This is a genomic window from Pseudomonas sp. PNPG3, assembly GCF_023093815.1.
Classification (GTDB): domain Bacteria; phylum Pseudomonadota; class Gammaproteobacteria; order Pseudomonadales; family Pseudomonadaceae; genus Aquipseudomonas; species Aquipseudomonas asiatica.
On the sequence record NZ_JALLKV010000016.1, the window covers coordinates 5,830 to 19,085 of the forward strand.

The window sequence follows — 13,256 nt, forward strand, 5'->3', positions numbered from 1 at the left end:
GCGGCGCCAGGTTGGCTACTGGGGAAACCCGCCACTTCCACTGCTTCATTCCATGCCCTCTGGCGGATTGCCGCCATCTACCCCGTCGCCTGCCCCCTGTATCCACTGCTCCAGACCCAGTTGGCACGTTCCCTGCTCAAGGCGGCGCGCGTGTACACAACAACTGGATAACATCAATGAAGAAATTCCTGCTGACGTTCCTCTGCCTGGGCGTCATCGGCTGCTCCAAACCCGCGGAACCGGAAAAGACCGTCGACGTGCTGCTGATCGGCGGTGGCATCATGAGTGCCAGCCTGGGTACCTACCTCACCGAGCTGGAGCCCTCCTGGAAGATCGACGTCTATGAGCGCCTGGACCAGGTGGCCGAAGAAAGCTCCAATGCCTGGAACAACGCCGGCACCGGTCACTCCGCGTTCTGCGAGTTGAACTACACCAGTGTGGGCAAGGACGGCAATATCGATATCAGCAAGGCCGTTGGGGTCAACGAGCAGTTCGAGGTGTCCAAGCAGTTCTGGGCCTACCAGGTCGAGCAGGGCGTGCTGAGCAACCCGAAGTCGTTCATCAACAACGTGCCGCACATGAGTTTTGTCTGGGGTGACGACAACGTCGCCTTCCTGCACAAGCGCGTCGACGCCCTGCAGCACAGCTCGCTGTTCCGCGGCATGGAAATCTCGGAAGACCACGAGCAGATCCGCAAGTGGGCGCCGCTGGTGATGGAGGGCCGTGACCCGGGGCAGAAGGTCGCCGCCACGCGCATGGCCATCGGTACCGACGTGAACTTTGGCGAAATCACCCGCCAGTTGTTCGCCGCGATGACCCGCAACCCCAATGTGTCGCTGAACCTGCGTCATGAGGTGCGTGACATCGTGCGCAACGACGACGGCACCTGGCATGTGCGGGGGCTCGATCTGGCCAACGGCGGCGAGGAAAAGGCCGTCAACGCCCGCTTCGTGTTCATCGGTGCCGGTGGTGGCGCGCTGAAGCTGCTGCAGAAGTCGGGCATTCCTGAAGCCGAAGGCTACGCCGGCTTCCCGGTCGGTGGTCAGTTCCTGATGACCGACAACCCCGACCTGGTCGCCCGCCACCAGGCCAAGCTGTACGGCAAGGCCTCGGTTGGCGCGCCGCCGATGTCGGTACCGCACCTGGACACGCGGATGATCGATGGCAAGCAGGTGCTGCTGTTCGGCCCGTTCGCCACCTTCTCCACCAAGTACCTCAAGCACGGCTCGCTGCTGGACATGTTCGCCTCGCTGAACAGCCACAACGTGCTGCCGATGGTCAATGCTGGTATCGACAACATCGACCTCAGCACCTACCTGATGGGGCAGCTGATGCTCAGTTTCGATGACCGCATGAACGCGCTGCGCGAGTACTTCCCCAACGCCAAGAACGAAGACTGGAAGTTGCTGCAGGCCGGCCAGCGGGTGCAGGTGATCAAGAAGGACCCGGTCCTGGGCGGTGTGCTGCAGTTCGGTACTGAAGTGGTGGCGGCGCAGGACGGCAGCATCGCTGCGTTGCTGGGAGCTTCGCCGGGTGCCTCGACAGCGGCGCCGATCATGCTGACCGTGCTGGAAAAGACCTTCAAGGACCGTATCCAGTCGCCAGCCTGGCAGGCCAGGCTCAAGGAAATCGTGCCGAGCTATGGGCAAAAGCTGAACAACAACCTGGCGCTGACCAACCAGACCCGGGCATGGAGCAGTGAACGCCTGCAGTTGCTGTATGTGCCGGTGGAGGCCGAGGTGTCGCACTGACCTGCACAAGTTGTTGGGGGCTGCCTTGCAGCCCTTTCGCGACACAAGGCCGCTCCCACAAGGGGGCGCGCGCGCTGGGGCAGGGCACTTTTCAACGCACAACAAAAAGCCCGCACAAGGCGGGCTTTTTGACGAGGATTTGGTCGGAGAGACAGGATTCGAACCTGCGGCCTTCTCGTCCCGAACGAGACGCGCTACCTGGCTGCGCTACACTCCGATGTAGGAAATCCTACTGCATACTTTTTTTGCACGCAAGCCCTTGTTGTTAAAAGGGCCTTTGCAAAAAACAGGCTGCGATCAGAGCTCTTTGACGGTGCGGATCTGGTCCTTGTTCAGGCGCGTGCGCTTGCCGTCCAACTGCTCGAATTCGTAGAAACCGGAGTCTTCATCATACTTCGGTGTGTCGGTGGCCTGGATTTCGCGACCGTCGTTCAGGGTAATGACGGTTGGCGATGCGCAGCCAGCGAGGGCGCCCAGGCCCAAGGCGAGCAGGAAGGCGGGTAGGGTCCGTTGAATCATCGTGTTTCTCCAGTGCGATGGTGCTAGATGACATTAAGACGCAGGGTGTCCACGCAAGTTCCGTCTACAGTGCAGCATAGCGGCAAACCTATGGCATTGATCGAGGGCAAGGGCCATGGGCGTCAAGCTGTGATGGGCGCGTGCTGTGTTATAACTGCGGCCATCCCCTCTTCTTGTGACGGACCCCCATGAAAGCCAAGGCAGATACCCCCTTCGTGCCGCTGAACATCGCCGTGCTCACAGTCAGCGACACCCGCACCTTCGACACCGATACCTCCGGCCAGATGTTCGTCGACCGCCTGAGCGCGGCTGGCCATCGCCTGGCCGAGCGCGTGCTGCTCAAAGACGACTTGTACAAGATTCGCGCCCAGGTCGCCACCTGGATTGCCGATGACAGCGTGCAGGTGGTGCTGATCACCGGCGGCACCGGCTTTACCGGCCGCGACAGCACGCCCGAGGCCGTGGCCTGCCTGCTGGACAAGCAGGTAGAAGGTTTTGGTGAGCTGTTCCGGCAGATTTCCGTGGCCGACATCGGCACCTCCACCGTGCAGTCCCGCGCCCTGGCCGGGCTGGCCAACGGCACCCTGGTGTGCTGCCTGCCGGGTTCGACCAACGCGGTGCGCACCGGTTGGGACGGTATCCTCGCCGAGCAGCTGGATGCCCGCCATCGCCCGTGCAACTTCGTGCCGCACCTGAAGCAGGCAGCGGCCTGCGACAGCCGTGGCTGAGGTTACCCAGGCCCGGCCGTTGATGCCGGTAGAGCAAGCCTTGGAGCAGCTGCTGGCATTGGCTGAAGTGGCACCGATCCGTGATACCGAGAACCTGCCACTGGCCGAGGCCGAAGGCCGTGTGCTGGCCACCCACCTGGTGGCCTCGCTCGACCTGCCGCCTTGGCCGAACAGCGCCATGGACGGTTACGCCCTGCGCCTGGCCGACTGGCAGGGCGAACCACTGCCGGTCAGCCAGCGGATTTTCGCCGGCCATGCGCCGCAGCCGCTGCAGCCGGGTACCTGCGCACGCATCTTCACCGGGGCACCGCTGCCCGAAGGTGCCGACTGCGTCGAAATGCAGGAAAACACCGAAGTGGCGGAGGATGGGCGGGTACGCTTTCTCGAAGCGCTGAAGACCGGGCAGAACATTCGTCCCCAGGGCCAGGAAACCCGCAAGGGCGAACAGGTGATGAGCGCCGGCACCCGGCTTGGGCCGATCGAGCTGGGCCTGGCCGCGACCTTGGGCCACGGCCGGCTGGATGTGGTGCGCAAGGTGCGGGTGGCGGTGTTGTCCACTGGTGACGAACTGGTCGAACCTGGCCTGCCGCTGGGGCCGGGGCAGATCTACAACAGTAACCGCCGACTGCTGGTCAGCTGGTTGCAGCGGCTGGGCTGTGAGGTGGTTGATGCGGGCATCCTGCCGGATGACCTGGCACGTACCCGCACCTGCCTGGCTGAACTGGGCGATGTCGACCTGATCCTGTCCACCGGCGGTGTCTCGGTGGGTGAGGCCGACTACCTCGGTGCCGCCCTGCGCGAAGCCGGCGAGCTGGCCTTGTGGAAGCTGGCGATCAAGCCGGGCAAGCCGCTGACCTTCGGCCACTTCCAGGGCGTGCCGGTAATCGGCCTGCCGGGTAACCCGGCCTCGACCCTGGTCACCTTCGGCCTGCTCACCCGGCCCTACTTGTTGCGGCGTCAGGGCGTGACCGATGTTACGCCGTTGCGCTTTGACATGCCGGCCGGCTTTGACTGGCCCAGGGCTGGCACGCGCCGCGAGTACCTGCGCGCCCGCATCGAGCAAGGCCAAGTGCGCATCTACAAGAACCAGAGTTCGGGCGTACTGCGCAGTGCGGCCTGGGCCGAGGGGCTTGTAGAAGTGCGTGAAGGCAGTACACCGAAGCAGGGTGACAGCGTGCCCTTCATTCCCTTCAGCGAACTACTTGGCTGAGCGGCCCAGCCAGGCACTGGCCAGCGGCGCGGCCTCGACCGGTGCCGCCAGGGCCAGGCGCATGTGCACGTTCTCCAGTTGCTGGGCGGCCACGCTCCAGTCGTGGCGCTGGCGGGCAAACTGGCGCCCGGCGTCGCTCAACTGGCTCATGCGCCAGGGCTGGTTGAGCAACTGGGTGATCAGCAGCGCCAACTGGTCGCCATCCTCACTGCCCAGGTAGTGCTCACCGTTGTTCGCGGCCAGGCCTGAAACGCCCTTGCCGGTGGTGATTACCGGCAAGCCGGCGGCCATCGCTTCGAGGATTTTTACCTTGGAGCCACCGGCATAGCGCAGTGGTGCGAAGAACAGTGCCGAGCGCCGCTGCAGTTCACGCAGGTCGGGGCGGTAGCCGAACCATTCGATGCGCGGGTCGTTCCAGTGCAGTTTCCAGCTGGCCGGCATGGCATGCCCGGCAATCGCCAGGCGCACCGCCGGGTTGCTCATCCAGACCTGCGGCATGATGTCTTCCAGCGCCCATTCGATGGCCTCCAGGTTGGCGCCATACTCGAAGTTGCCAACGAACAGCAGGCGCTGGCTGTGCAGCGCGGGTTGCACGTGCTGGTAGAAATCACAGTCCACGCCATTGACCACCACGTTCACCGGGCGCCCGCTGATCTGCGCGATCAATTCGGCATCGTGGGCGCTGACTGCCACCAGTTCGGTGGGTTGGCGCAATACCCGCTGTTCCCAGCGTCGATAGCGCCAGCGGTCGAAGGCGTTGAGCGGGCGCAGCCATAGCGGCAGGCGATCGTGGCTGGCGCCACCCATCACCGATTCCAGGGTGTGCTCGCTGAGCATGTACGGCAGTCCGCGTGCCTGCAGGGCCTTTTCGAAGGGCTGGAAACTGTAGCTGTGCTCGATCTGGATCACGTCCCAGGGCTCGTCCAGCAATTGCTCGAAGCGGTGCCGCAGGCAAGGGGCCAGACCATTGATAATTGCCCGCATGGGGTAAACGATAATCGGCGAGGCCAGCAGGTTGAGCGGGCTGTGCAGGGGCCGTCGGGGCAGCACGATCAGGCGCTCGAGCAGCGGCTCCAGGGCCTCGCGGGCAGCATCGTCGAGGGGGATCTTCGATTGCACCAGCAGGGTAATCCGGTGGCCCCGCTGTGCCAGTGCGCGTATCAGGTGGTATTGCCGGGTCTTGCTGCCGCTGGTGGTTGGCCAGGGCAGGTACGGCAGTGTCCAGAGAATGCGCATGACCCGGAATCCTCGCTAAAGGCTGCGGATAGCAAGACGCGCCCGTGGGCAGCAGTGGTAGAACCACTGCCGGGGGCGCGTCCGTGGCAATAAAGTGTATTTGCTGAGCATAGCCGTGCATTGCCAGGCGTGTGGGAAAAGACCGGCCTACGCAATTAAATACTGGGAGCGGCCTGCTATTTTTTCGGGCGCATGCAACGATCCGCGACTGCAAAGGGTCGAGATCTGGGTTGATCACTTCACGGAGGCGCGCACATGCAAGGGCGCAAGGCAATGCTGATCCTGCACGGCAAGCAGGCCATGAACGAAGACGTGCGCAGCGCCGTGCATGGCCTGCGCGACAGCGGCTGGGTGCTGGATGTGCGGGTCACCTGGGAGGCCGGTGACGCCCAGCGCCTGGTCACCGAGGCGCTGGCCGCCGGCTACGACCACATCGTCGCCGGAGGCGGGGATGGCACGCTGCGTGATGTCGCCGAGGCCATGGGGCTGGCAGGTACCCAGGCCAGCCTGGCGTTGTTGCCGCTGGGCACAGCCAACGATTTTGCCAAGGCCGCCGGCATACCCCTGGAGCCTGCCACGGCCCTGGCCTTGCTAAACATATCCGCACGGCCAATAGACCTGGGCCAGGCCGGCGACCAGTTGTTCCTCAACATGGCCACGGGCGGTTTTGGCAGCCAGGTCACGGCCAGTACCTCCGAAGACCTGAAGAAAGTACTGGGCGCGGCCGCCTACCTGTTCACCGGGTTGTCACGCTTCAGCGAACTGCAGGCCGCCTCGGTAGAGCTGCAAGGGCCAGGCTTCGACTGGCAGGGTGACCTGCTGGCGCTGGGGATCGGCAATGGCCGCCAGGCCGGGGGTGGGCAAATGCTATGCCCCGAGGCCCTGGTGAACGACGGCTTGCTCGATATCGCCATCCTGCCGGCACCTCAGGAGATGGTCGGGACGTTGCGTGAGCTGTTGGCCGGTAACGGTCTGTTCGTCAGGGCCAGGTTGCCCTGGGTGGAGATCAAGTGCTCGCAGGGGCTGGACATCAACCTCGATGGCGAGCCAGTGCAGGCCGAAAAGTTACGCTTCCAGGCCAAGCCCGCTGCATTGCGGCTACACCTGCCAGAGGGGTCTCCGTTGCTCAGTCGTCCAGGCTGATGATTTTCTCGCGCACGGCGAACAGCACCAGGCCGGCCACGTCATGGATTTGCAGGCGTTTCATTACTTGCGAGCGGTGGGTTTCCACTGTCTTGATCGACAGGCCCAGGCCGGTGGCGATTTCCCGGGTGGACTTGCCACGCACGATCAGGCGCAGGATCTCCAGCTGTCGCGCCGTGAGATTATGCCGCTCGCCAGCTGGTTGCTTGCCCTGCCTGGTGTGCAGCAGCGCCTGGTTGATGGCCGTATGAGCGACGGCTGGGCTGAGATAGCGCTCGCCGTTGCGCACCGCGGCCAGGGCCTGTTCCAGCTCGGTGGCGCTGGTGTCCTTGAGCAGGTAGCCGTGGGCGCCACTTTCCAGTGCCCGCATGATCAGGTCCGGGTCGGTGTGCATCGACAGGATCAACACTTTGCAGGTGCTGCCGCTGGCGCGTAGTTGGGTGAGGGCGTCCAGGCCGCTGGTCGAGCGCATGGAGATGTCCAGCAAGACTATGTCCGGCGCCAGCGTGCGCACCTGTTCGAGCAACTGGCTGCCGTCGTCGGCTTCACCGATCACGTCATAGCCGGGAATATCGCACACCAGTGCGCGCACACCGGCGCGAATCAGCGAGTGGTCGTCTACCAGCAGCAGTCTACAGGTCATGGGTTGCAGTGCTCCTGGCGCGTTGCTGAGTGCGCGGTGGCCATGGGAACATCGCCTCGATGTGCGTGCCCAGGCCGAGCTGGCTGGTGATGTCCAGGCTGCCCTGCAACGCGGTTACCCGCTCCTGCATACCGGCCAAGCCCCGCTGGCCTGCTTCGGCCGGTTGCCTGGCGGGCACGAAGCCGCGGCCATCGTCTTGGATTGACAGCGCCAACCCCTCGGGGGTGCGCTGCAGGCGGATGACCAGATTGCGTGCCTGGGCGTGGCGCAGCATGTTGGTCACGGCTTCCTGGGTAATGCGGAACACCGCCATGGCCACGGCCTCGTCGATGCCCCCCAGGCGCTGGTTGCATGCCAGGCTCCAGTGAACGCCGCTGTTGCCCAGGGTGCGCACCAGGTGTGCGCGCAGGCTGGCCTCCAGGCCCAGACTGGCCAACTGCCGCGGGTTGAGCAGGGCGGAGACATCGCGCACGTTGCCCAAGGTGTCATCCAGCGTGCTGCGCAGCGCGTCGCAGTGGCCTTGCAGCTCGTCGGGCATGCGCTTCTGCAGCCACTGCAGCTGCAGCTTGGCGGCGGTGAGCAACTGGCCGATGTCGTCGTGCAGTTCCCGGCTCAGGTGCTGGCGCTCGCCTTCCTGGACTTTGAGCATGCGCTCGGCCAGTTCCGCCGGGCGCAGGCTGATCGACCTGGCACCCAGGGCCAGGTGCACGGTAGCGCCCAGTGTGGCGACCAGTTGCAGCACCAGCAGGCTGGCCGGGATCACCTGATCGGCCAGGTACAGCAACAGGTTGGCGACCAGCGAGGCCATGCACAGCCCGACAGTTGCCCAGCGCAGCAGGGTAGTGCGGGAGCAGCACCGCGAAGAAGTGTTCAAGCGTGGAAACATAGGTAGGGAAGCCACTGAAGTATTGCTGATGGAGGCCTTGCACAATCCATGTCAGAGGCTTTGGAGCAGTACTTGCCTTTTTCTTTCAAACACATGATCTTGCGACCTTGCTGCTCGCAAGCGTTTTGGGGCTGCATATTACCACTTCGCAGTGCATTGGTCGCGATCGGGTAACGCCATGAAACGCCGGCGGGGCGGGCGCTGGAGGGTGGCAAAGTGCCGCTTTGCTTGATCGCGCAACAGGCACTTGCCATGGAACTTGTGTGCTGTTGATTCAACTTGGCCCCCCTCAACCTGAAAAGCCTCGAGAATTTTCCAGGTTCGGCCAGGGTGGGCCTGAATAAACGTGCCCGGCTGCATTTTGCGCCAGTTCAATAGGTGGCAGATGAGCGGCCGGAGTGCGTGCTGCCTGCCGTCTCGGAATGCGGGTGGATGCATACGCTGCCTTGCTCGTCGCAGGGTGTGCAAGGTTGTGCAAACGTTTGCTGCACGGCCTTGGCCAGTTCACCCAGCAGCACCAGCTGCTCGCCGATGTCCATGTTAAGCCGCCCGGTGCAAGGGTCGACCAGTTCCAGCTGCCAGGCTAGCAGGGTCAGGCAAGCCCCTACCGCGGGCAGGGCTTCGCGCTGCAGGCAACCGACCTGACAGGCCGGTGCCAGCAACTGCTGCAGGGCGGTGGTGTAATGGGCGATTTCGCGCAGGCCCAGATGTGCGGCCTGTCGAGCGAGGTTGTCGAGGGCATTTTCCAGGTAGTGGCAAGCATCCGGGTCGTTGTCGATCAGTTCCAGATGCTGCAGGCATTCCTGGGCCTGGGTCAGCAGTACCTGGGCATCCAGCAGGAAACCCTGCAGGGCGTTATCGAACGACAAGGCGCTGTCCATCATGATGCCCCCGCGCGTGGGGCTGGCACAGGGGACGGGCACGCCAAAACGATAGCTAGCAAAAGCCTGACTCCATTCATGCAATGAGAATGGCGTCACATTAATGGCTAAAGGATATCGCGAACATCAGGTTTCACCCGATTGTGGCTAAGGGTTTCCCTGATAAGGGCCTCAGGTGGGGAACTTTTGCTGTCCCGCTGAATCACCCGCGCTTCCCGCAGTAAAGCATGATGGTAAAGTGATATCAATTGCCTTCACGGCATTTTCCCGCAAGGGTCAAGGTGTGCGTGAAGCCGCCGATACAGGGTGGCTGATTTCACATTTTCCGACTTAAGCCTGGGGGCTTTCCAATGGCTGGCATTCTCGACACGGTAGACCAACGCACGCAACTGGTGGGTGAGAACCGACTGGAAATCCTGATGTTTCGCCTGGCCGGCCGCCAGTTGTTCGCGATCAACGTGTTCAAAGTGCAGGAAGTGCTGCAGCTGCCCAAATTGACCCTGATGCCCCAGCGCCACGCTTTCGTCTGCGGCGTAGTCAACCTGCGCGGCCAGACCCTGCCGGTGATCGACCTGTCCCAGGCGATCGGCATGCGCCCGCTGCAGCCGGGGCCGGACAGCACCATCATCGTCACCGAATACAACCGCTCGGTGCAGGCTTTCCTGGTGGGCGGTGTCGACCGCATCGTCAACATGAACTGGGAGGCGATCATGCCGCCGCCGTCCAGCGCCGGACGCCAGCATTACCTGACGGCCATCACCAAGGTCGATGACAAGCTGGTGGAAGTGATCGACGTGGAGAAGGTGCTGGCCGAGATCGTGCCCTACAACGCCCGGGTTTCCGGCGACAAACTCGCCGATCCGGTGCTGGCCCGGGCCCGCGGCCGCGAAGTGCTGCTGGTGGACGATTCCAGCGTGGCCCTGGCGCAATTGCGCGACACCCTGTCCCAGCTGGGCGTGAAGCTGCACGTGGCCAGTGATGGCCTGAAGGCGCTGCGCATGCTCAAGGGCTGGGCCGACGCTGGAGAGGATGTGTGCGAGAAGCTGCTGATGGTGTTCACCGACGCCGAGATGCCGGAAATGGACGGCTACCGGTTGACCACCGAGATCCGTGGCGATGCCCGTTTGCGCCGGCTGTACGTGGTGTTGCACACCTCGCTGTCGGGCAGTTTCAACGAATCCATGGTGAAGAAGGTTGGCTGCGACAACTTCCTGTCCAAGTTCCAGCCCGATCGCCTGGTCGACGTGGTCAAGCAACGCCTGTTGCTGGATGCCGCTACTGCGTGATCCCGGCCCCTGCCGGGTATAAGCTTGGCGTTTTGGCATGACGCGAGGCGGCAGGGATGTTTCTCAGTGAGCTGTATCGGTACCCGGTGAAGTCCGGGCAGGCGCAACGCCTGCAGGCTTCACCGGTGGGGTTGCTGGGGTTGCAGGGCGACCGGCGCTGGATGGTGGTGGAGGAAGAAAACGGACGCTTCCTTACCCAGCGCGCCTGGCCTCATCTAGGCCAGATCAAGGCAAGTGATGATGACAGCGGCCAGTTGCTGCTGGAATCACCTGGGCAAATTCCCTTGCGGGTACCTGTGCCACCTACCGATGACGCCCTGCGCGGCGTGACCATCTGGCGCGATACCTTGCGTGTGCCGGATGCGGGCGATGCGGCGGCGGCCTGGCTCAGCCAGTTGCTGGGCAAGGCCGTGCGCCTGGTGTATTGCCCGGAGCAGCGCGCGCGTTATCTGCCCAATGGCTATGGCTTCAACAGTGACCGGGCGGCGTTCCCCGACGGTTTCCCGTTGTTGCTGATCAACCAGGGATCGCTGGAAGAACTCGACCGCCGTATCGGCCGGCCCATGGAGGTGCTTCGCTTTCGGCCCAACCTGGTGGTGCAGGGGGCCGAACCGTTTGCCGAAGATGGGTGGAAGCGGATCCGTATCGGCAGCCTGGAATTTCGCGTGCTCAAGCCCAGTGTGCGCTGCATCTTTACCACCATCGACCCGGCTACCGGCGAGCGTACCGAGGACCGCGAGCCGATGGCCACGCTCAGGACCTTCCGTGAGAAGGAGGGGGATGTGCTGTTCGGGCAGAACCTAGCAGTGGATGGCAGTGGGCGGTTGGAGGTAGGGATGAAGGTCGAAATCCTGGAGTAGCTGTGTTGCCTGTGCCGGCCTCTTCGCGGGTAAACCCGCTCCCACAGATACTGCATCGCATTCAGGACCGGTGAAATATCTGTGGGAGCGGGTTTACCCGCGAAGAGGCCGGCGCAGGCTCAGTAGCAATCACATGTCATCGAAATACCGCTCATGCCAATCCACCAGTGGCTGCGGCGAGTTCAGCTTCTGCCCATAGATCACCGAATACGACAGTACGTTCTGCACATACTGGCGCGTTTCGTCGAACGGGATCGACTCCACCCACACATCGAAGCTCAGGTGCTTGGCGCCTTTGAGCCACTGTCGCACGCGTCCCGGCCCGGCATTGTAGGCTGCCGAAGCGAGCACCCGGTTACCGTTGAACTGGCTGTGCACCTGGCTCAGGTAGGCCGCGCCCAGCTGGATGTTCTTGTCCGGGTTGAGCACCTGCGCCGGTGATGCCAGAGGGATACTGAACTTGCGCGCGGTTTCCTTGGCCGTGGCCGGCATCAACTGCATCAGGCCGCTGGCACCCACCGGGGAACGGGCATCCTCCATGAACGCACTTTCCTGGCGGGTAATGGCGAAGACCCAGCTCGAATGCAGGCCGCGGACCTTGGCCTCGCGCACCAGGGTGTCGCGGTGGGCCATCGGGAAGCGGATGTCCAGGTCGTCCCAGTACTGCGCCTGGCTGATGGTTCGAATGGCCGGGAAGTACCAGCGCAGGTCGTAGCCCAGGCGCGCCTGGGCGACCATTTCGTCGCGGGTGAAGTGTCGGCTGACGTGGTACCACTCGCGGCGGCCTTCGACGATCTGGCCACGGGCGTGGAACTCCAGGGCACGGCGGATGCCCGGGGTGTTGCGGACTTTGTTGACTAGCTGCGGGCTGAGCACCAGCGGCTTGTTGTTCAGCTGGTAAGGGGTTTGTGCCCGGTCGGCGGCGAGGAAACCGTAGAAGTCACGTTCACGCGCCACGGTCTTGTACAGCAGCGGGATCTGTGGGTTGTTCGGTTGCGCCAGCTCCAGGCTGCGCGCCTGCCAGTACTTCCAGCGGCTGCTGTTGGCCAGGTCCTGGGGCAGGCGGCGGGTCAGCTCGTAGGCGTCTTCCCAGCGGCCCAGGCGCAGCAGCAGGCGCAAGCGCCATTCGCTGACGGTGTTGTCACGCAGCTCGGGGTCGTAACGGGTCATCAGGTCGAGCGCGCGCGGGTCGTAGCGGCGCGCCAGGGTCAGGCCGATTTCGCGGGCGATGGCCACCTTCTCGTCGCGTGAAAAGTGCATGCGCTGGGCGTAGTCGTCGAGCAGCGCCATGGCCCGCTCCGGGTCCTGTCGGGCCAGGCGGCGCAGGCCGAGGCTGACTACGTCGGACATGGCTTCGTTGGCCGGGGTGAAGCGCGACGGCTGGTTGAGCAGCTCGGGTTTCTGCGCCACCTCTACCAGCAGGCGCCCCTGCGGCGCGAGGGTGGTCAGGGTCTTGACCAGGTTGTTGGCCAGGCCGTAGTTGCGCGCCTGGGCCGCCAGCTTGGTGCGTTGCCAGCGCTTGGCCTCGGTCAGTTGGCCCTCGGCCGCCCACATGCCGAACAGTGTGTCGCAGGTAGCCGGCTGCGACTTGCCGACGTTCCACAGTTTGTCGGCCGTGGCAAAACCCTCGGCGCGCAGGCCGTGGCTGAGCTGGTACTGGCCGTTGAGGCAGTCCAGTTCGGTGAAGTTGAGCTTGGGGTCGTAGTACTTGACGAAAGTGTTCCATTCGCCGCGTTCGGCCAGCCAGCGCAACCAGCGCAGTTTCATCCAGTTGGCCTGGGGCAGGTCGCCATGCTTGGCAAGGAAGCCTTCGATTTCCTGGTTGCTCGCGGTTTTCAGGCGGGCGGTGAGTTCGTCGTAGGCCAGGTAGGGCGTCAGCGGGTAGTCGCTGAGGGCCTGGGCATAGCGCAGGTATGGGCCTTTGTCGCCTTTGGCCAGCGCGCGCTTGGCCTCGTCATAGTACTGGCGTTGCAGGGTAAGATCGGCGGCCTGCGCCGCGCAGGTGGCGGCGGTGAGCAGCAGGCAGGATGCAATATGTAACAGGCGGCTGCGCATGATACGTCCGGGCAGTTGAACCATGGGGAAGTGACGGCGGAGCCAGCACTGTTGGAAG

General features: G+C 63.7%; 12 protein-coding genes and 1 tRNA gene. 6 read left to right on the forward strand and 7 right to left on the reverse strand.

The window, feature by feature from the left end:
• The first annotated feature begins 176 nt into the window (after positions 1–176).
• A complete protein-coding gene (mqo, locus tag MJ643_RS12915; protein WP_047595278.1) occupies positions 177–1,751 on the forward strand; it encodes a malate dehydrogenase (quinone) in 1,575 nt (524 codons plus the stop codon).
• 140 nt (positions 1,752–1,891) lie between these two features.
• Here mqo and MJ643_RS12920 read toward each other — a convergent pair.
• Positions 1,892–1,968: transfer RNA gene (locus MJ643_RS12920), tRNA-Pro, on the reverse strand.
• 80 nt (positions 1,969–2,048) lie between these two features.
• The gene (locus MJ643_RS12925) at positions 2,049–2,270 is read right to left on the reverse strand and encodes a YgdI/YgdR family lipoprotein (RefSeq protein WP_013971697.1); all 222 of its coding nucleotides are present in this window, start codon (positions 2,268–2,270) and stop codon (positions 2,049–2,051) included.
• A 188-nt stretch (positions 2,271–2,458) separates the two neighbouring features.
• On the opposite strand from MJ643_RS12925, the gene moaB reads away from it, so the two are divergent.
• Together moaB and glp are read left to right on the forward strand one after the other, a co-directional pair.
• Positions 2,459–2,998: a molybdenum cofactor biosynthesis protein B gene (gene moaB, locus MJ643_RS12930; RefSeq protein WP_013971698.1), complete on the forward strand. Its 540-nt coding sequence runs from the start codon at positions 2,459–2,461 to the stop codon at positions 2,996–2,998.
• Positions 2,999–3,020: 22 nt separating this feature from the next.
• Positions 3,021–4,208, forward strand: coding sequence for a gephyrin-like molybdotransferase Glp (glp, locus tag MJ643_RS12935; RefSeq protein ID WP_208209314.1), 1,188 nt, complete (start codon positions 3,021–3,023; stop codon positions 4,206–4,208).
• On the opposite strand, the gene MJ643_RS12940 is transcribed toward glp, so the two are convergent.
• Positions 4,197–5,444, reverse strand: coding sequence for a glycosyltransferase family 4 protein (locus MJ643_RS12940; RefSeq protein ID WP_013971700.1), 1,248 nt, complete (start codon positions 5,442–5,444; stop codon positions 4,197–4,199). The two genes, glp and MJ643_RS12940, sit on opposite strands and share 12 nt — an antisense overlap.
• Positions 5,445–5,699: 255 nt before the next feature.
• Between MJ643_RS12940 and yegS the strand changes: the two genes are divergently transcribed.
• Positions 5,700–6,587: a lipid kinase YegS gene (yegS, locus tag MJ643_RS12945; RefSeq protein WP_208209291.1), complete on the forward strand. Its 888-nt coding sequence runs from the start codon at positions 5,700–5,702 to the stop codon at positions 6,585–6,587.
• On the opposite strand, the gene MJ643_RS12950 is transcribed toward yegS, so the two are convergent.
• The 3 genes from MJ643_RS12950 to MJ643_RS12960 all read right to left on the reverse strand — a co-directional run bounded on the left by MJ643_RS12950 (position 6,571) and on the right by MJ643_RS12960 (position 8,997).
• Positions 6,571–7,230 carry a response regulator transcription factor gene (locus tag MJ643_RS12950; RefSeq protein ID WP_208209292.1) on the reverse strand — a complete coding sequence of 220 codons (660 nt, stop codon included), beginning with the start codon at positions 7,228–7,230 and terminating at the stop codon, positions 6,571–6,573. The two genes, yegS and MJ643_RS12950, sit on opposite strands and share 17 nt — an antisense overlap.
• Positions 7,220–8,116, reverse strand: a complete 897-nt coding sequence (locus MJ643_RS12955; RefSeq protein WP_013971703.1) for a sensor histidine kinase — start codon at positions 8,114–8,116, stop codon at positions 7,220–7,222. The genes MJ643_RS12950 and MJ643_RS12955 overlap by 11 nt, the downstream gene beginning before the upstream one ends.
• Positions 8,117–8,487: 371 nt before the next feature.
• Entirely contained in the window at positions 8,488–8,997 is a 510-nt protein-coding gene (locus MJ643_RS12960) for a histidine kinase (RefSeq protein WP_031324484.1), read from the reverse strand.
• Between the two features lie 350 nt (positions 8,998–9,347).
• On the opposite strand from MJ643_RS12960, the gene MJ643_RS12965 reads away from it, so the two are divergent.
• Both MJ643_RS12965 and MJ643_RS12970 read left to right on the forward strand, forming a co-directional pair.
• Positions 9,348–10,283, forward strand: a complete 936-nt coding sequence (locus MJ643_RS12965) for a chemotaxis protein CheV (RefSeq protein ID WP_013971705.1) — start codon at positions 9,348–9,350, stop codon at positions 10,281–10,283.
• Positions 10,284–10,339: 56 nt separating this feature from the next.
• Complete coding sequence (locus MJ643_RS12970) at positions 10,340–11,143, forward strand: MOSC domain-containing protein (protein WP_013971706.1); 804 nt, start codon at positions 10,340–10,342, stop codon at positions 11,141–11,143.
• A 129-nt stretch (positions 11,144–11,272) separates the two neighbouring features.
• On the opposite strand, the gene MJ643_RS12975 is transcribed toward MJ643_RS12970, so the two are convergent.
• Entirely contained in the window at positions 11,273–13,198 is a 1,926-nt protein-coding gene (locus MJ643_RS12975) for a transglycosylase SLT domain-containing protein (protein WP_013971707.1), read from the reverse strand.
• Between the last annotated feature and the right edge of the window lie 58 nt (positions 13,199–13,256).